Source organism: Aeromonas sp. 2692-1 (assembly GCF_013085505.1).
Taxonomy (GTDB): Bacteria; Pseudomonadota; Gammaproteobacteria; order Enterobacterales; family Aeromonadaceae; genus Aeromonas; species Aeromonas hydrophila.
The window spans coordinates 3,450,756-3,468,930 of sequence record NZ_CP038513.1 but is presented as its reverse complement, the minus strand read 5'-3'; the positions used below and the strand labels follow the sequence as shown (position 1 = coordinate 3,468,930).

Here is an 18,175-nt window from a genome sequence, read left to right as displayed (position 1 = left end):
AGGAATTCGTACCTTGTCTCTCTCTATCGAGGCGCTGCGCCGCCGTCTCCCTGCCTGCATGAATCTCGACGCCCGCCGTCTCTCCAGCCGTCTGCACGGGGCCAAGAAGCTGCCCGAGGGCAAACAGGCGGCCGTGCTTGAGACCATCGCCGCCGATCTGGATGCGGCACTGGCGCGTTATCAGTCCCGTCTGGCAGGCGTACCCAAGGTCACCTATCCGGACAACCTGCCGGTCAGCCAGAAGCAGTCGGAGATCGCCAAAGCCATTGAAGAGCACCAAGTGGTGATCATCGCCGGTGAAACCGGCTCGGGCAAAACCACCCAGATCCCCAAGATCTGTCTGGCGCTCGGGCGTGGAGTGAAGGGTTTCATCGGCCACACCCAGCCGCGTCGTCTGGCGGCCCGCACCGTGGCGGCCCGCATTGCCGAAGAGATGGAGTCCGAGCTCGGTCACTACGTGGGCTACAAGGTGCGCTTTACCGATCAGGTGAGCGAACAGACCCACATCAAGCTGATGACCGACGGTATTCTGCTGGCGGAGATCCAGAACGACCGGATGCTCACCCAGTACGACACCATCATCATCGATGAGGCCCACGAGCGCAGCCTCAACATCGATTTCATCCTAGGTTACTTGAAGCAGCTGCTGCCAAGGCGCCCCGACCTCAAGGTGATCATTACCTCGGCCACCATAGACCCGCAACGCTTCTCCCGCCATTTCAACAAGGCACCGGTGATCGAGGTCTCCGGTCGCACCTATCCGGTGGAGGTGCGCTACCGTCCGCTCACCAGTGATAAAAGTGAAGGGCTGGAGGAGCGCGACGAGCTGCAGGGGATCTTCGATGCAGTGGAAGAGCTGGCCCGCGAGGGGCTGGGGGACATCCTCATCTTCATGAACGGCGAGCGGGAGATCCGCGATACCGCCGATGCCCTGCGCAAGCTCAACCTGCGCGACACCGAGGTGCTGCCGCTCTACGCCCGCCTCTCCAACGCAGAGCAGAACAAGGTGTTCCAGCAACACGCCGGGCGGCGCATCGTGCTCGCCACCAACGTGGCGGAAACCTCGTTGACGGTGCCGGGCATTCGCTACGTCATCGATCCGGGCACCGCCCGCATCAGCCGCTACTCCTGGCGTACCAAGGTGCAGCGCCTGCCTATCGAGCCGGTCTCCCAAGCCAGCGCCAACCAGCGTAAGGGTCGCTGCGGCCGGGTGGCGGACGGTATCTGTATCCGCCTCTACTCCGAGGAGGATTTCAACGGCCGCCCGGCCTTCACCGACCCCGAGATCCTGCGCACCAACCTGGCCTCCGTCATCCTGCAGATGCTGGCGCTCGGCCTTGGCAACATGGAGGCCTTCCCCTTCGTCGAGCCACCCGAGTCGCGCCATATCAAGGATGGCCTGACCCTCTTGAAAGAGCTGGAGGCGGTGCGCGAGCTGCCCGCCACGGGCGATCGCGAAGCGAAACTGCAGCTGACCGAGACCGGTCGCCAGCTCTCGCGCATCCCCCTTGATCCGCGTCTGGCGAAGATGGTGATCAGTGCGGCGCAGACCGGCTGTCTGAGCGAAGTGATGGTGATCACCGCGGCTCTCAGCATTCAGGATCCTCGCGAGCGGCCCATGGAGAAGAAGCAGGCCGCCGATGAGCAGCACAGACGCTTTGAGGACAAGGATTCCGACTTCCTCGCCTTCGTTAACCTCTGGAACTATCTGAAAGAGCAGCAGGATTCCCTTGGCAGCAACCCGTTCCGCCGCATGTGCCAGAAGGAGTTTCTCTCCTACCTGCGGGTGCGCGAGTGGCAGGACATCCATTTCCAGCTGCGTCAGACGGTGAAAGAGCTGGGTTTTAAAGCCAACCATGAACCGGCGGATTTCAAGACGGTGCACTGCGCGCTGCTGACCGGCCTTTTGAGCCACATCGGCAACAAGGATCTGGAAAAGCCCGAGTTCCTCGGGGCCCGCAATGGCCGTTTCCACCTGTTCCCGGCCTCGGGTCTGTTCAAGAAGCCGCCCAAGTGGGTGATGGCCGCCGAGCTGGTGGAGACCTCGCGCCTCTACGCCCGTATCAACGCCAAGATTGAACCCGAGTGGGTGGAGCCACTGGCGGGCCACTTCATCAAGCTGCACCACAGCGATCCCCACTGGTCGAAGAAAAATGGTGCCGTGATGGCCAAGGAGAAGGTGACGCTTTATGGCCTGACCCTGGTCAATGAGCGCACCATCAACTTCAGCCGTATCGACCCGGCGCTGTGCCGCGAGCTGTTTATCCGCCGCGCCCTGGTGGAAGGGGATTTCGAGACCCGTCACCGTTTCTTTGGCGATAACCGCAAGCTGCTGGCCGAGGTGGAGGCGCTGGAGCACAAGTCCCGTCGGCGCGACATCCTGGTGGATGACGAGGATCTGTTCCGCTTCTACGATGCCCGCTTGCCAGAGGAGGTGATCTCCGCTCGCCATTTCGACAAGTGGTGGAAAGAGGCGCAAAAGCAGGACGCCGAGCTGCTCAACTTCGAGAAAGAGATGTTGATGAAGGGGGATGCGGCCCACATCAGCGATCTCGACTACCCCAACTTCTGGCAGCAGGGGCGCCTCAAGCTCAAGCTGACCTATCAGTTCGAGCCGGGGGAGGCGGCGGATGGCGTGACCCTGCATATTCCGCTGCCGCTCCTGAATCAGGTGGAGGTGAAGGGGTTCGAGTGGCTGATCCCGGGGCTTCGTCACGAGCTGTTGGTGGCCCTCATCAAGTCGATGCCAAAGCCGATGCGCAAGAACTTCGTGCCGGCGCCCAACTATGCCGATGCACTGCTCGCCAGCATCAATCCCGAGCAGGGGCCGCTCTTGGACGAGATGGAGCGCCAGCTGCGCCGCATGACCGGCGTGACCGTGCCCCGTGAATCCTGGGACTGGAATGCGGTGCCCGATCACCTGAAACTCACCTTCCGGGTGGTGGACGACAAGCACAAGAAGGTAGCGGAAGGCAAAAATCTGGAGGCCTTGAAAGAGTCGCTGCGCGGCAAGGTGCAGGAGACCCTCTCCCAGGTGGCGGACGATGACATCGAGCAGTCCGGCCTCACCCTGTGGAGCTTTGGCGAGCTGCCCCAGGAGTACAGCCAGAAGCGGGGCGGGTTTGAGGTGAAAGCCTATCCGGCCCTGGTGGATCAGAAGGATTCGGTCGCCATCCAGCTGGTGGAGAGCCCGGTGGTGCAGCAGCAGCTGATGTGGGCGGGCCAGCGCCGGCTGGTGCTGCTCAACGTGCCATCGCCCATCAAGTATCTGCAGGAGAAGCTGCCCAACAAGGCCAAGCTGGGGCTCTATTTCAACCCGTTTGGCAAGGTGGCCGAGCTTATCGACGACTGTATCGCCTGTGGTTGCGACAAGCTGATTGAGCAGCACGGCGGCATGGCGTGGGACGAGGCCGGTTTCGAGGCACTCAAGGAGTATGTTCGCGCCGAGCTCAACGATGCGGTGGTGGAGGTGGCCAAGCAGGTGGAAGCCGTGCTGACCCTGTCCCACGAGATCAAGAAACGGCTCAAGGGCAAGATGCAGCTCGACACCGCCTTTGCCATGTCGGACATCCAGCAGCAGCTCGGCAACCTTATCCATAAGGGCTTTGTCACCGAGACCGGCTGGCAGCGGCTGCCTGACTTGTTGCGCTACCTGCGGGCCATCGAGCGGCGCCTGGAGAAGCTCGCCATCGATCCCAACCGGGATCGGGTCTATATGCTCAAGGTGCACAGCGTGGAGTCGGAGTACAAGGCGCTGCTGGCCAAGATCCCCAAATCCCAGCTTATTCCCATCGAGGTGGCCAATATCCGCTGGATGATCGAGGAGCTGCGGGTATCGTTTTTTGCCCAGAATCTGGGGACCCCCTATCCGGTCTCCGATAAACGGGTGCTGAATGCTATCGCTCAGTGCTAATCTGCTGTAAAGGAGAGAGGCCGGTGCCGTGTTGCCGGCCGGTTGGACGCTGACGGAGGAGCAAGGATGCTTGGAATCTGGTTAGGGATGGCGATGGTCAACATCAGTGGCTATCAACCCATTGCCGAGCAAACCTGGGTGCAACTGAACCCGGAATACTACCCGCTGCAACGCACCCCGCCCGCCATGTTCGTGGCCTGGCGGGGCAATCAATTTCCCACCCTGGAACTCAAGAAGAAGAAGGGGCGCTGGCAGGTGCTGTTTCCGGCCAGGCTGGTGCCCCCATTCGATCTGTTCGAAGGGGAGGCCGAGCTCTCCAAGGCCTATCTGGCCAGGTTAAGGCGCATTGACGAGGCGGCCTACGGGCTGGCACCCGTTGCGGTACCCCCTTACCAGCACCATGCGCAGCAAGAGGTGGCCACCCTTGGTGTGCCCTTCATGGCCGAGTTTGCCGCGCCGCAGCGACCAGGTCAGCCCCGTAGCAATAGTACAGAGGATGCCGAGCCCCTGCTGGCCGTTCTGAATCTGCGAGCAGCAGACTGGCAAGCGCCTACGATACTGCTTGCTCAAGCAGGTGAGGCGCAGGATCCCGCTCTGGTTTCACTGGCGAGCGAGCCGACCGGCAGTACCCTCACGCTGGCGGCGCCAGCGGCGGGCGGCAAACGGGTATGTCATCAGGTCGCGGCGGGGGAGACGCTCTGGCGTATCGCCGCCATGCTGGCCCAGAGCGGTACCGTGACGGGGGCGGCAGGGGATACCTACAGCTATCTGCTGGCTATCGTCGATGACAATCGGGCGCTGATGGGCAATGGCATTCGGGTCAAGGCCGGAGACACCCTGTATTGTCCGGCGCCGCAGACCCTGGCCCGCTTCGATGCCCTGAGCCCAGCCCAGCGGCAGCAGCGCTTTGCCCGGTTGGAGCAGGGGCGTTAAGGTCTCTTGTCACTGTTCGGGGCCCGTGATAGTATGCGCCCTCGTTTTGCGAGGTGCTGACCGGTCGCAGTCAACACCATACATTCATCTATATGAGATAAACATTATGTCTTTCGTATTCCAAGCTGAAGTCCGTTCTGACCTGGGGAAAGGTGCGAGCCGCCGCCTGCGTCATGCTGACCAAGTTCCTGCCATCGTTTACGGTGCAGGCAAAGAAGCCCAGTCCATCACCGTTGACCACAAGAAATTCATCCTGGCCCAAGAAAAGCCGGAATTCTACGAGTCTGTACTGACTCTGGTTATCAACGGCGAAGAAGTTAACGTGAAAGTGAAGGCTATCCAGCGTCACCCGGTACGTTACAAGCTGGTTCACCTGGACTTCGTTCGCGTTTAATCGACAACGAACGTTCCAGTAAAGAGGCCACCCAATTGGGTGGCCTCTTTGTTTTTACAGCGTTTTTCCCCGATAAAAATAAAATACTCAAATAGTACTGTTAGTCTTTACTTGTAGGCATGATTGACAGCAACACACCAACTGTGATGCTCTGGCATCTACAAAGTATTCGAACAAGTCCAAATACGGGGTAATGTTGACCGTGATGAAGGGAATCATACGGGGATATTTCCTGCTGTTCACACCCATTCTGGTACTGGTTTTGGTGGGTGGGTATCTGCTGGGTGACGCACTGATCGAGCGCGAGCTCTACCGTGTACGCAGCGATGAGAGCACCTTCCTGTCGCTCGCCAGCGGTCGTCTCGACGACGAACTGGCGGTGCCGCTGCGCCATGTGCGCAGCATGTCTGAAGAGCCCATCCTGCTCGAAGCGGCGGGTCGCAACGAGCGTGACAACATTGCCGCCCAGTTTACCGTGCTGATGAACCGCAATCCTGACTACGCCCAGGTGCGTTGGCTGGCGCCGGATGGCATGGAGTTGGTGCGCTTCAATCGTCAGGGCCAGCATCTGCAGCGTGTTCCCGATGACCAGCTGCAAAACAAAAAGGATCGCTACTATTTCCGCGATGCCATGGCGCTGCCCTGGGAGCGGATTTACGTCTCGCCGCTCGATCTCAACGTCGAGCAGGGGGTGATCGATCGCCCCTTCAATCCCATGATCCGTATTGCCAAGCGCCTGCGCCTGGGGGATCGCGATCTGGGTTTGCTGCTCATCAATGTGCAGGCTGGCCGTATGCTCAAGGTCTTTGCCAACAGCAGTGGCAGAGCCGCCGATCACACCATGCTGCTCAATCAGGATGGCTATTGGCTGCGCAGCCCGGATCCGGCACAAGAGTGGGGCTTCATGCTTGAGCGTCCGGACCTCACCTTGAAGCAGTTTTCTCCCCAGGCCTGGCAGGCATTCTTGGGGGCTTCGAGTGGCCAGGTTGAGCTTGCCGATGGTCTGTGGAGCTGGACCACGCTGTACCCGGCACTGAATCACGATCAGCTGGCCTGGAAGGCTGCCTCCATGGTGCCACGCAGCGAGCTGCTGGCCATTCGCACTCATATCTGGGGGATCATCTCGGCCACTTGCGCCATCTTGCTGTTGCTGTTCGGCGCCGCAGTGGCCTCGCTGGTGCTCAGCCGGCATCGGGAGCAGCTGGCGCAGCAGGAGGCGGCCAGATTGGCGCGGGTCAAAGGGGATTTCATCGCCAACATGAGCCACGAGATCCGCACCCCCATGAACGCCATCATGGGGCTGGCCTACCTGCTCGAACAGGGGGGGCTCGACGATGGCCAGCGCGCCCTGGTGCGCAAGATCCATCAGGCCGGGCAGGCTCTGCTCGGGATCATCAACGACATCCTCGATTTCTCCAAGATTGAATCGGGCCGGCTCGAGCTCGAGCAGGTGCCATTCAGCCTGGAAGAGGTGCTCGATCATGTGGCGGCCATCATGTCCACCTGCGTTGGCAACAAGCACCTCGAGCTGGTGGTGAGCAGTGCCCCCGAACAAGCCGCCCACCTGGTTGGGGACGCCCTGCGCCTCGAGCAGGTATTGCTCAACCTGACCGGCAACGCCATCAAGTTCACCGAGCGCGGGGAGGTGGAGGTCAAGGTCGAGCTGGAAGCCGAGCAAGACGGCATGGCCACCTTGCTGTTTCGGGTGCGTGACACCGGGATTGGCATTCCGCCCGAGCAGCAGGCCAACATCTTCAATGCCTTCTCCCAGGCCGACTCCTCTACCAGCCGCCGTTTTGGGGGAACCGGGCTCGGCCTGACCATCAGTCGCCGCCTGGTGAACCTGATGGGGGGCGACATCGGCGTCACCAGCGAACTGGGCAAGGGGAGCGAGTTCTGGTTCCGTGTCCGGCTGGAGCAGGTAGAGCGGCCCGAGGCTTTCCACGAGCGGTTGCAGCACGTCTCGCTGCTTATCGCCGACGACAACCAGGTAACCCGCGACACCCTGTCGATGACGGTGGGTTCCCTCGGCTGGCAGTCACGGGTGGTGGAGTCGGGCGAGCAGGCCTTGCACCATCTGCTGCGGCAGGGGGAGCGTTTCGACGTGATCCTGCTCGACTGGATCATGCCGGGCATGGACGGTCTCGAGACCTGCGTGGCCATTCGGCGAGCCTTCGAGCAGCAGGATCGCTCGCCCATCATCATCATGGCAACGGCCTATTCCCAGGAAGAGTTGATGCGTCGCCCCGGCTCGGAGCAGGTGGATCTGGTGTTGCACAAGCCGGTCACCGGTTCCAGCCTCTACAACGCGGTGGCACGCCTCATCCATGAGAAGCGCGAGCATGTGGATCTGCTGGAGAGCGGCCAGCGCCGTCTGCGCCTGCCTGGCGTTCACATACTGCTGGTCGATGACAGCGACATCAACCTGGAAGTGGCAACCCGCTTGCTGCAGCGGGAGGGGGCCGAGGTGATCACCGCCATTGACGGGGAGCGGGCCCTGGCCTGTCTTGCCGATCCGGCGCAGCGTATCGATCTGGTGCTCATGGACGTGCAGATGCCGGTGATGGATGGCTACGAGGCGACCCGTCGCCTGCGCCAGCTGCCGGGACACAAGGAGACGCCCGTGCTGGCACTCACCGCCGGGGTGTTCAAGGATCAACGCGAGGCAGCGCTGGCCTGCGGCATGAACGATTTCATCGCCAAGCCGCTCGACGTGGAGCAGCTCATCGCGACCCTGCTGCGTTACCTGCCCGACAGTGTGGTGCCGCTCACGATCAGCGACGCGCCACCTGCCGTGGAGCCGGTGGCCGGCATTGACATCGATACCGGGCTTCGCAACTGGGGTGAGGCCTCCGTCTATCTCAAATACCTGCGCCGATTCCGCGATGACTACATGACGGTCGGTACCGTGCTGCCGGACTACATCGCCCAGCACGAGACTGATGCGGCCGCGAGCCTGACACACAAGCTCAAGGGAGTGGCGGGCAGTCTGTCGCTCACCGATGTGGCGCGCATCAGTGCAGAACTGAATGAGGCCATAGAGCAGGGAGGGGACACCAGCCAGCTGATGGCTCCGTTCCTTGAGGCGCTGGAACGGGCGCAGCAGGCCATCGACCTCTATGCCGGACGCGAGCCGGGGGCCGTCAGCTCCCCGCTGGCGCAGGGTGAGGCGCAGGAGGTGTGCCTGCACGCCCTGCGTGAGGCCCTTGTGAGCGAGGATCTGGAACTGATTGAACCTGCGCTGGGTCAGGCCAAGAGTTACTTGCCTGCTGAGCTGGTGAGCGAGATCAGTGCGGCCCTGGAGCTGTTCGATATCCAGCTCGCGACCTGCAAGCTGGAAGGGTATCTGGACAATCGGGAGGCACCTGGATCATGAATCGACCGCGCGTGTTGATCATCGACGACGAACCGAGCAACCTCGGGCTGTTGCGGCAAATCCTCAAGGAGGAGTACAGCCTGTTTTTCGCCAAGGGCGGTGAGGAGGGGCTGGCCGCCGTGGCGCGCCACGAACCGGCCCTGATCCTGCTTGACGTGCGCATGCCTGACATGGACGGCTACGAGGTGTGCCGCAGGCTCAAGGCCGATCCCGCCCACGCCGGGATCCCGGTGCTGTTCATCACGGCGAGCGACAACCCGGACAGCGAGAGCCAGGGGTTCGAGGCGGGCGGGGTGGATTACATTTACAAGCCGGTCTGCCCAAGCACGGTGCGCGCCCGGGTGCGCACTCACCTCTCGCTGGTGCGCCTCGATCAGCTCGAGCGCAGTTACCGCACCGCCATCGTGATGCTGAGCGAGGCGGGTCACTACAACGACACCGACACCGGGGTACATATCTGGCGCATGGCCGCCTATGCCCGAGCCCTGGCCGACGCGGCGGGCTGGAGTGCGGATCAGTCCGAGCTACTGGAGCTGGCGGCCCCCATGCACGACATGGGCAAGATTGGGATCCCCGATCACATCCTCAAGAAGCCCGGTCCTCTCACCGAAGAGGAGTGGGCCATCATGCGCACCCATCCGCGCATCGGTTACGAAATCTTGAAGCGCTCAGACGGGCTCATCTTCCGCATGGCGGCGGAGATTGCCCTGCATCACCACGAGAAGTGGGACGGCTCGGGTTACCCCGCAGGAGAAACCGGCGAAGGGATCCCCGAGGCGTCGCGGATCGTGGCCATCGCCGATGTGTTTGACGCCCTGAGTGTGCGTCGCCCTTACAAGGAGCCCTGGCCCCTGGAGCAGGTGCTGGCGACGATGCGTGACGGCGCCGGCCAGCACTTTGATCCCCGGCTGCTCGCCTGTTTTCTCGAGATCATGCCGGAGATCTTGCGCCTCAAGGCCCAGTGGGACACCCGCGAGGAGCGGGGGATCACCAGATAGGTTGTGTCAGGTAGGGATTGCTTGCCTGCTCGCGGCCGAATGTCGAGCTGGGACCGTGGCCGGGGATGAAGACGATGTCATCGCCAAGGGGCAGCAGGGTCTCGGTGATCGACTTGATCAGCGTCCCGTGATCGCCACGGGGAAAATCGGTCCGACCTATGCTGCCGGCAAACAGCACGTCGCCCACCCAGGCAAGCCGCTCGGTTTGAGAGAGCAGCACCACATGGCCCGGGGTGTGGCCAGGGCAGAAGTACACCTCCAGCTCGCATTGACCCACCTTTACCTTGTCACCTTGCTCAAGCCAGTGATCCGGCGTGAACGCGGGGGTATGAGCGAAGCCAAACATCTGGCTCTGCTGGGGCAGCATGTCGAGCCAGAACGCATCCTCTTTGTGGGGGCCGGTGATGGCCACCCCGGTTTTCTCCCGCAGCTCGGCAGCGGCACCCACGTGATCCAGATGACCGTGAGTCAGCAGGATATGGGTCAGGGTCAGCCCGCGTTTGGCGATGGCGGCCAGCAGCTTGTCCGCTTCGCCGCCCGGATCGATGAGGGCGGCCTGATGGGTCTCGTCACACCAGATGAGGGAGCAGTTCTGGGCAAACTGGGTGACCGGGATCACCTCGAATTTCAACATATGGGGTCCTCTTGATGGGCCGCTGATTCAGGCACGCTGCTTGGCAAAGAAGTCGAGACAAGCCTGCTTGTCACCCTGAAAGATGATGCGCTCGCGCTTGTTGCCAAGCTGGTAAAGGTACATGGGATCGTAATAGCGGGTCAGCAACAGGGTGATCCAGGCCAGGTGCAGCGAGGTATCACCGCTGCTGGCTTGCTCGGCGAGCGCGCTCTGCATCAGGGTGTCCAGCTCGCGATGGGCCTGATCACCGAGCCGGCGCTTGAGTCTGGCCAGTGCATCGGTCAGGTAAGCGGCAAACAGTGGCCAGCCCTCTTCGGCGCCAAACATCGCCTGATAGCGCAGCCAGAGGTCGTGCACATAGTCCTGGCGGATCTGTTCGGCGCGCTCTTCTTGCGGCACCTCGACCACCACCAGCGGTGCCTGGCTCATGGCATCGAACAGTGGATTGGGCAGGCAGCAGCGGCCGATGAGGCGGCTCTCATCCTCCACCACGAACGCCTGCTCACCCTGATGGCGGCGCTTGAGCAGCTCGATGGCCAGGTTGTTTTCAAAGTTGATGTTGCTGGGCTGGCCGCCAGGCAGCTGGCCAAACGACGACCCCCTGTGATGGGCATGGCCTTCCAGATCCAGCGCCTGGGCCACCTCGGCCAGCATGTGGGTCTTGCCGGAGCCGGTCATGCCGGTCAGCACGGTCCACTGGCACTGCGCCGCTGCTCCATCGAGGGTGTCGATGAGGAAGCGGCGCAGATCCTTGTAGCCGCCAGCGATCCGCGGGCGAGTGACCCCAGCTTCATGCAGCCACTGCTGCACCGTTTGCGAGCGCAGGCCGCCGCGAAAGCAGTAGAGCACGGCATCCGGTTGCCGGCGCAGCTGGGCCAGCCAGCCCTCGAGGCGTTCTGCCCGTACGGCGCCACCGACCAGTTGATGGCCCAGTGCGATGGCGGCCGCCTGCCCCTGCTGCTTGAAGCAGGTACCGACCTGGGCCCGCTCATCATCCGTCATCAATGGCAGATTGGTCGAGCAGGGGAAGGCCCCCTCCTTGAACTCGATGGGGGCGCGCAGGTCGATGAGCGGAACGTCATCGAGAAAAATTCGGGCGTAATCCGTGGCCAGTGGCAGTGCACTCATTGGACAACCTCGATGAACTGGTTGCCGGTGCGGGCCTGCAGCTGGCCGACGGGGGAGAGGGTCAACCCTGCCTGTGCGGCAATGGCGAGGAGCTCGGCTTCACTTTCTTTACCGACGGCTACCAGCAGGCCGCCGCTGGTCTGCGGGTCGCACAGGATGTTGCGGGTGCGATCATCCATGGCGTCTAGCTTGTCACCATAGGAGTCGAAGTTGCGCAGGGTACCGCCCGGTACGCAGCCCTCACTCAGGTAGTAATCCACCTCGTCCAGCAGCGGCAGCGCCTTGAAGTCCAGACGGGCACTGACGCCGGAACCTTCGCACATCTCCAGCAGATGGCCGGCCAGACCAAAGCCGGTCACGTCGGTCATGGCATGCACACCGGGCAGTTCGGCAAAGCGCTGTCCAATCTTGTTGAGGGTGCACATGGCGTTGGGGGCCAGTTGCTCGTGCTCGGGTTTGAGCTTGCCCTTCTTCTGGGCGGTGGTGAGGATACCGATGCCGAGAGGTTTGGTCAGATAGAGGGTGTCACCCACCTTGGCGGTGTCGTTCTGCTTGATGGCGTCGAGCGGCACGATACCGGTCACCGCGAGGCCGAAGATGGGCTCGGGGGCATCGATGCTGTGGCCGCCGGCCAGAGAAATTCCCGCTTCGTGGCACACCTGGCGGCCGCCGTCGATCACCTGCTGGGCCACTTCCGGCGCCAGGGTGTTGATGGGCCAGCCGAGGATGGCGATGGCGACGATGGGTTTGCCGCCCATGGCGTAGATGTCGCTGATGGCGTTGGTGGCGGCGATGCGACCGAAGGTGAAGGGGTCATCGACGATGGGCATGAAGAAGTCGGTGGTGGAGACGATACCCTGACCGTTGCCGATATCGACCACGGCCGCGTCATCCTTGCTGCTGTTGCCGACCACCAGTGTCGGGTCGTCAAAGCCCGGAATCTGGCTCTTGAGAATGGTGTCGAGCACCTTGGGAGAGATTTTGCAGCCGCAGCCAGCGCCGTGGCTGTATTGGGTCAGACGAATGGAAGACATACTTTCCCCTTGTGTGTGCAAACTTGCGTGTACAAATAAGTGCAGCGGCTCTGTGGAGCCGTCAAATGTGCGCGTATGCGCGCGAAATTCGGGTGGCCTTGGCTGGCTTTGAGCGCAGCGATGTCAGGCAGCCGTGCAAGGCAGTCTGGCAGGACGGGGGAGGAGAGGCGACAGATGCGCCGGCGCAGCCCCGCCAAGGGCCACAGGACGGGCCATTATGCCACAAATGGCCGCTCTGGTTCGAACTGGAATTCACACAAAGCGCAGGGAATTGGCGGGTTTAGAGAAAGGGGGCCGCCCTCGCCATGACGCAGGCAAGGCTCTCCCCCGGCGTAGCCCCGAAGGCGAGCCGTGCTGCCATCGGGGCTATCTTTGGTGGGGAACTTAGCCGGCTTGCTCCATCACCGGCTGGCGCGCCTTGCCGAGCCGGCGCAGGCGCCGTTGCAGCGGCCGCTCCAGCAGGGTGTAGCTCAGCGCCGAGAGCCCGATCAGCACAGCCAGCATCAACAAGGTGGCCAACACACCCAGCAGCGGGTTGGTCTGGGCGTACCACCACTCGGTGAGCCCTGGCGCCAGATAGTGGACAAGCTCGCAGCCGGTGAGCAGCACCAGCGCGTGCAGCAGGTAGATGGAGTAGGAGAGATCCCCCAGCCAGTTGGTGAAGCGGTTATCCAGGAGGCGCAGCAGCGGGCTCTGGCGATCGCCCTGGCAGGCGGCAATCCAGATCAGCAGCACGTAGGTGCTGATCAGCAGCAGGGTCAGCTGCGGCGTCATGGTGAACTGTATCAGCGCGAAGGGGAGCAAAAAGGCGAGCAGCAGCGGCAGATCCCACTGCATCATGGGCCACTGGCGGGCAGCCTTGACCTTCGGCAGCAGCCAGAGGCCGAGCACGAATTCACTCACCCCGCGCCCGATGGCCAGTGTCCCGCTGGTGACATCCAGGGTACCCCGGCTGTGCACGATAAAGGCCAGCACCGTCAGGGCCAGCAAGGGGGCGAGGTTGCTCCAGCGGCTGCGGGTGACGGCGAGGGGAATGAGCAGCGGAAACAGCAGATAGCTAATCCACTCCACGCTGAGCGACCAGGCAGCGAAGTTCCAGGTCAATCCGTGATCGGTCACCACCTGCAGCAGCAACAGGCTGCTTGGCAGCGCCTCGGCCGGGGTAAAGGGTGAGCCGAAAGGAGGCATCCCCCCCCACTCCCACATCTTGAACAGGGGACCGGCGTAGAAGCCAATCCCATGGTGGGCCTTGTAGAGCTCCCAGCCCACCAGCAGCAGCAGGGTTACCAGGTAGAGGGGATAAACCCGGGTCAGCCGCAGCCAGAGGAAGTGGCCATAACTTATGGTGCGGGGCGTGCGGGCGAAGGCCTCCCCGTAGACGTGGGCCAGCACCAGTCCGCTCAAAATAAAGAACAGATCGACCCAGAGGTAGCCGTTTTCGATGAGTTGGGTGTGGCCGGCGATCGACTCCATCCACTGGGGAAAGAGCAGCAAGCGGGCGTGGAACAGCACCACCATCAGGGCAGCGATGCCCCGCAGCGGCGTCAACAGCGGCAATGATTGATTCATGACGGGATCCTTGATGATGTTCAGCTTGGCCTGACATCGATTTTTGTTGTGGTGCCGCTCATCAACCCTGATGAGTCGGCTGCCCAGGCTTGGCGGCCACAGGCGGGATCACCCTACCTAAAAGAGAGCCATACGGGTGTGATTTTCGTCATGAATGCGCATTTATCATCCAAAAACCAGCAAGGGATCAGTGCTACAGCGAAGGTGAAGAGGGGATCTAGACTAGGGAAGTCATCCATCAGCGTGCAAGGAGCCTCCCGATGAAACTCTATGCCCATCCTTTCTCATCCTACAGCCAGAAGGTGTTGATCGCCCTCTACGAGAATGCCACCCCGTTCGAGTACCGGAATCTCGAAGAGCCGGCGGCCAACGCCGAACTTGCCGCCCTCTGGCCACTCAAGCGCTTCCCGGTGCTGCTGGATGACGGTCGCTGCATTCTCGAGAGCAGCACCATCGTCGCCCATCTGCAGGCGCACCACCCGGGCCCCGTCTACCTGATCCCGCCTGGCGATGCGGGCCTGGAGGTGCATATGCTGGATCGCGTCTTCGACAACTATGTGATGACGCCGATGCAAAAAGTGGTGCTGGATGCACTGCGCCCGGTCGCGGATCGCGACCGTTATGGCGTAGCGGAGGCCCGCGAGCTGCTCGATCAGATCTACCCCTGGCTCGATCAGCGGCTCGAAGGGCGCCACTGGATTGCCGGTGCTGGCTTCACGCTGGCCGATTGCGCCGCCGCCCCCTCGCTCTTCTACGCCGACTGGGCTCACGAGATCCCCGCTGGCTATGGCCGTCTGCGTGCCTATCGCGCCCGTCTGCTCAATCATCCCTCCATCGTGCGGGCAGTGGAGGAGGCCAGGCCATTTCGGCACTACTTCCCGCTGGGTGCGCCGGCGCGTGATTGAGCGGGATGGTTTGTGGCGGGCGGGCATTGCCGCCCCGGGCAATGTGCGAGGCGGGGTCAATTGCAGGGGAAAAACAGTAATATTCACTCGGTTGAGTGAGTATGCATTTATGGCCGATGTTTCCCCGAGGAATTTTTAATGTTGATGCGTAATATTTCATTTTTTTGCATAAAGAAAGTGCCAGGAATGTCTCTGCTGGCGGGCTGTGTATGCCATGTCTGGGTGAAAGAGAGGTGAGAAGCGGGCTAACGATGCGGCAATTCTAGATTGAGGATGGCTGCAGTCAGTCGAAGAGGATTGTTGGGGTCATCCATCGCTGCTGGTGGCAGAGTCAGGGTGAGGGTGAGGGTGAGGGTGAGGGTGAGGTTATCTCTTTGGCGGCCGCATAAAAAAAGCCCGCTAAGATAGCGGGCTTTTTGATGGCTTGCCGAGCCCAGCCCTGGCCCGGATCTGAAACCGGGGACAAGGGAGCTGCGCTGGTCTGCTCGGCTTAGCGGGCGCGCACCACCAGCCCCTTGAGGTAGAAGCCTTCCGGATAGGCGGTACCGATGGGGTGATCGGAGGCCTGGGACAAGAGCTCCAGGATCTGGGCGTCGCGGCCGGCATCGAGCGCCGCATCGGCGACGATCTTCTGGAACAGGCTCTGCTCCATCAGGCCGGAGCAGGAGTAGGTCAGCAGTACGCCACCCGGCGCCAGCAGCTGGAACGCCAGCATGTTGATGTCCTTGTAGCCGCGGCAGGCACCCAGCAGCTGGGCCTTGCTCTCGGCAAACTTGGGCGGATCCAGCACGATGACATCGAACTTCTCGCCCTTCTCGCGGTATTCACGCAGCAGCTTGAACACGTCGTGACGGACGAACTGGGTGTTGCTGGTATCCAGCCCGTTCAGTTCGGCGTTCTGGCGGGCGATATCCAGCGCGTTCTGGGAGAGATCGACGTTGACCACTTCCTTGGCGCCGCCCTTGAGGGCGTAGACGCCAAAACCACCGGTGTAGCAGAAGCAGTTGAGCACCCGCTTGCCTTCGGTGTACTTGGCGGCAGCCTGGCGGTTGTCCCGTTGATCCAGATAGAAACCGGTCTTGTGGCCGTTGCGGATGTCTACCAGGATCTTGACGCCGCCATTCTCCTCGATCACCACCGGCTCGGTCGGGGTCTCGCCATAGATGACGCCGGTGCGTTCTTTCAGCCCTTCCTTCTTGCGTACCGCCACGTCGGAGCGCTCATAGATGCTGCACTCTGGGTAAAGGGTACGCAGCGCTTGGGTGATCAACTCGCGCTGGAACTCGGCACCGGCGGAGAGAATTTGGCACACCAGAAAGTCGGCATAGCGGTCGATGGTCAGACCCGGCAGGCCGTCGGATTCGGCGGCGCATAGGCGGTAGCCGGTGAGGCCTTGGCGCTTGATGAGCCCATCGCGGGACTCCTGGGCGTATTTGAGGCGACGGATGAAGAAGTCGAGATCGACGGTTTCATCTTTGTCGAAGGTCCAGACCCGGGCACGGATCTGGGAGCTGCCGGACCAGGCACCGCGGGCGAGCCACTTGCCATCCTGGGTGTAGATCTCGACGGTATCGCCATCGATGGGGTTGCCCTGTACCCGCTCGATCCCTTTGGAGAAGATCCAGGGGTGGCGACGCAACAGGGATTTTTCGCGGCCTTTGACGAGATAGATGGAAGCGCTCATGGGGGTTGCCAGATGGTCAAAAGAAAAGGGGCCACATTCTATGTGGCCCGCTGGCAAAACTCAAACAACCTTGGCAGATAGCGTCAGGCTTTGGGAGCTTGCTAATCAGATTTTTAGCCCCTTCAATGCCTGTGCCAGCTCGGTGGCGGTGGCCTTGAGGCCGGCGGTGCCGGCCACCGAGGCGCTGGCGGACTCTTCCACCTGACCCGCTTCGTGGCGCACCTGATCCAGATTGCGGGTGATCTCCTCGGCCACCGAGCTCTGCTGCTCGCTGGAGGTGGCGATCTGGGTGCTCATCTCCAGCACCGCATCGCTGTGGTTGCTGAGTTTGTCGATGTCGAGCCCCACTTCGCTGATCAAGGCCTGGCTGCTGGCGGCGCGACCTACGGTTTTCTCCATGATGTCGTTCAGCGCGCCGGTGCCGGCCTGCAGCTCTTCGATCATCTGCTGGATCTCCACCGTGGCCTGCTGGGTGCGGCTGGCGAGGGTGCGAACCTCGTCGGCCACCACCGCAAAGCCGCGGCCCTGCTCGCCGGCACGGGCCGCCTCGATGGCGGCATTGAGGGCCAGCAGGTTGGTCTGCTGGGAGATAGCATTGATGACGTTGACCACTTCGTTGATGCGATTGGCGTTGTGGGTCAGCCGTTCCACTGCGCCGGAGGCGTTGCCGATCTCGTCGGCCAGGGTACGGATGGCGGTGATGGTGCGCGATACCCGGGCGGCGCCGTTGGCTGCCTCTTCGCTCGACTGGCGGGTCTGCTGCAGGGTGTCGTTGGCGTTGCGGGCCACTTCACGGATGGCGGCAGACATCTGCTCCATGGCGGCGGCCAGGGAGTCCATGTGCTGGCGCTGGGAGCGGGCCATGCTCTCACCCTCGCTGGCATGATCGCGAAACTCGTCGGCGGCCAGGGTGAGCGCCTCGGCGGACTCTTCCACCAGTTGCACTATCTTGTGCTGGCGGTCGGTGAACCTGTCGATGCTGCCCGCCAGAATGGAGAACTCGTCCCGTACCGGGAAGAAGTTGAGGCGGAAGGTGAGGTCGCCATCCGCCACGGTCTGCAGTGCCTTGTTGGTTGAGTAGAGCGCACCGGAGACAAAGGTCATCAGGTAGTGGGTGACCAGGGCCAGCAGGGCGGCCAGCACGGCGATGATGGTGAGCGTGGTGCTCTGACTATCCCACATGGAGTAGCGGGAGGCATCCAGGGTGCCGGTGACGACCCCGGCCTGACCGGCGCTGGCGCCGTATCGATAGATGTCGCCTTGCCGGGTTAACCCTGTGCTGCCGGTCGGGCTCAGGGTGAGCTCGGCCGGCAGGGTGAGACCGGCGTGCTGGCTTGCTAGCTGGGCGCTGAGTTCGACCCGCTGCTTGAGCTGATCCAGGCGCAGCTGCATCTGTTGCTGGTGGCCGTCTGCCAGCAGATACCAGCTGAGAAAGGCGATGAACAGCAGTGGGCACCAGAAGGTGATGAGAAATTTTTCGCTGATCGTGAGGTGAATGAGATAACGGTCAACCCACCGAAACTTTACTTCTTTCATAATGGTATTGCGTCCTGCAAGGGGATGAGAGTGTCGCGCTCATTATCGCCTTGGGGGGAAATTTCTTAAGG

The 18,175-nt window shown here is 62.1% G+C and carries 12 protein-coding genes; 6 read left to right on the top strand and 6 right to left on the bottom strand.

The window, feature by feature from the left end; genetic code table 11:
- Positions 1-13 precede the first annotated feature (13 nt).
- From hrpA to E5E97_RS16350, 5 genes are all read left to right on the top strand, one after another.
- Positions 14-3,913 carry an ATP-dependent RNA helicase HrpA gene (gene hrpA / locus E5E97_RS16370; RefSeq protein ID WP_171280572.1) on the top strand — a complete coding sequence of 1,300 codons (3,900 nt, stop codon included), beginning with the start codon at positions 14-16 and terminating at the stop codon, positions 3,911-3,913.
- Between the two features lie 66 nt (positions 3,914-3,979).
- Positions 3,980-4,846 (top strand): hypothetical protein, encoded by an 867-nt coding sequence (locus E5E97_RS16365; RefSeq protein WP_171280571.1) that lies wholly within the window; start codon positions 3,980-3,982, stop codon positions 4,844-4,846.
- 106 nt (positions 4,847-4,952) lie between these two features.
- Positions 4,953-5,240 carry a 50S ribosomal protein L25 gene (rplY, locus tag E5E97_RS16360; protein ID WP_024945378.1) on the top strand — a complete coding sequence of 96 codons (288 nt, stop codon included), beginning with the start codon at positions 4,953-4,955 and terminating at the stop codon, positions 5,238-5,240.
- A 205-nt stretch (positions 5,241-5,445) separates the two neighbouring features.
- A complete protein-coding gene (locus E5E97_RS16355; protein WP_171280570.1) occupies positions 5,446-8,616 on the top strand; it encodes a response regulator in 3,171 nt (1,056 codons plus the stop codon).
- Positions 8,613-9,614: an HD domain-containing phosphohydrolase gene (locus E5E97_RS16350; protein ID WP_011706078.1), complete on the top strand. Its 1,002-nt coding sequence runs from the start codon at positions 8,613-8,615 to the stop codon at positions 9,612-9,614. The genes E5E97_RS16355 and E5E97_RS16350 overlap by 4 nt, the downstream gene beginning before the upstream one ends.
- Here E5E97_RS16350 and E5E97_RS16345 read toward each other — a convergent pair.
- The 4 genes from E5E97_RS16345 to E5E97_RS16330 all read right to left on the bottom strand — a co-directional run bounded on the left by E5E97_RS16345 (position 9,604) and on the right by E5E97_RS16330 (position 13,979).
- Positions 9,604-10,248, bottom strand: coding sequence for an MBL fold metallo-hydrolase (locus tag E5E97_RS16345; RefSeq protein WP_011706079.1), 645 nt, complete (start codon positions 10,246-10,248; stop codon positions 9,604-9,606). The two genes, E5E97_RS16350 and E5E97_RS16345, sit on opposite strands and share 11 nt — an antisense overlap.
- A gap of 27 nt (positions 10,249-10,275) precedes the next feature.
- Positions 10,276-11,376 (bottom strand): tRNA 2-selenouridine(34) synthase MnmH, encoded by a 1,101-nt coding sequence (gene mnmH / locus E5E97_RS16340; RefSeq protein WP_171280569.1) that lies wholly within the window; start codon positions 11,374-11,376, stop codon positions 10,276-10,278.
- On the bottom strand, positions 11,373-12,410 hold the full coding sequence (gene selD, locus E5E97_RS16335) for a selenide, water dikinase SelD (protein WP_171280568.1): 1,038 nt from the start codon (positions 12,408-12,410) through the stop codon (positions 11,373-11,375). The genes mnmH and selD overlap by 4 nt, the downstream gene beginning before the upstream one ends.
- Before the next feature lie 384 nt (positions 12,411-12,794).
- A complete protein-coding gene (locus E5E97_RS16330; RefSeq protein ID WP_171280567.1) occupies positions 12,795-13,979 on the bottom strand; it encodes an acyltransferase in 1,185 nt (394 codons plus the stop codon).
- 260 nt (positions 13,980-14,239) lie between these two features.
- Here E5E97_RS16330 and E5E97_RS16325 point away from each other — a divergent pair, with 260 nt between their 5' ends.
- The gene (locus tag E5E97_RS16325; protein WP_171280566.1) at positions 14,240-14,884 is read left to right on the top strand and encodes a glutathione S-transferase family protein; all 645 of its coding nucleotides are present in this window, start codon (positions 14,240-14,242) and stop codon (positions 14,882-14,884) included.
- Between the two features lie 490 nt (positions 14,885-15,374).
- On the opposite strand, the gene E5E97_RS16320 is transcribed toward E5E97_RS16325, so the two are convergent.
- A complete protein-coding gene (locus E5E97_RS16320; RefSeq protein WP_029300865.1) occupies positions 15,375-16,568 on the bottom strand; it encodes a class I SAM-dependent methyltransferase in 1,194 nt (397 codons plus the stop codon).
- 105 nt (positions 16,569-16,673) lie between these two features.
- Entirely contained in the window at positions 16,674-18,104 is a 1,431-nt protein-coding gene (locus tag E5E97_RS16315) for a methyl-accepting chemotaxis protein (protein WP_171280565.1), read from the bottom strand.
- Positions 18,105-18,175: the final 71 nt, after the last annotated feature.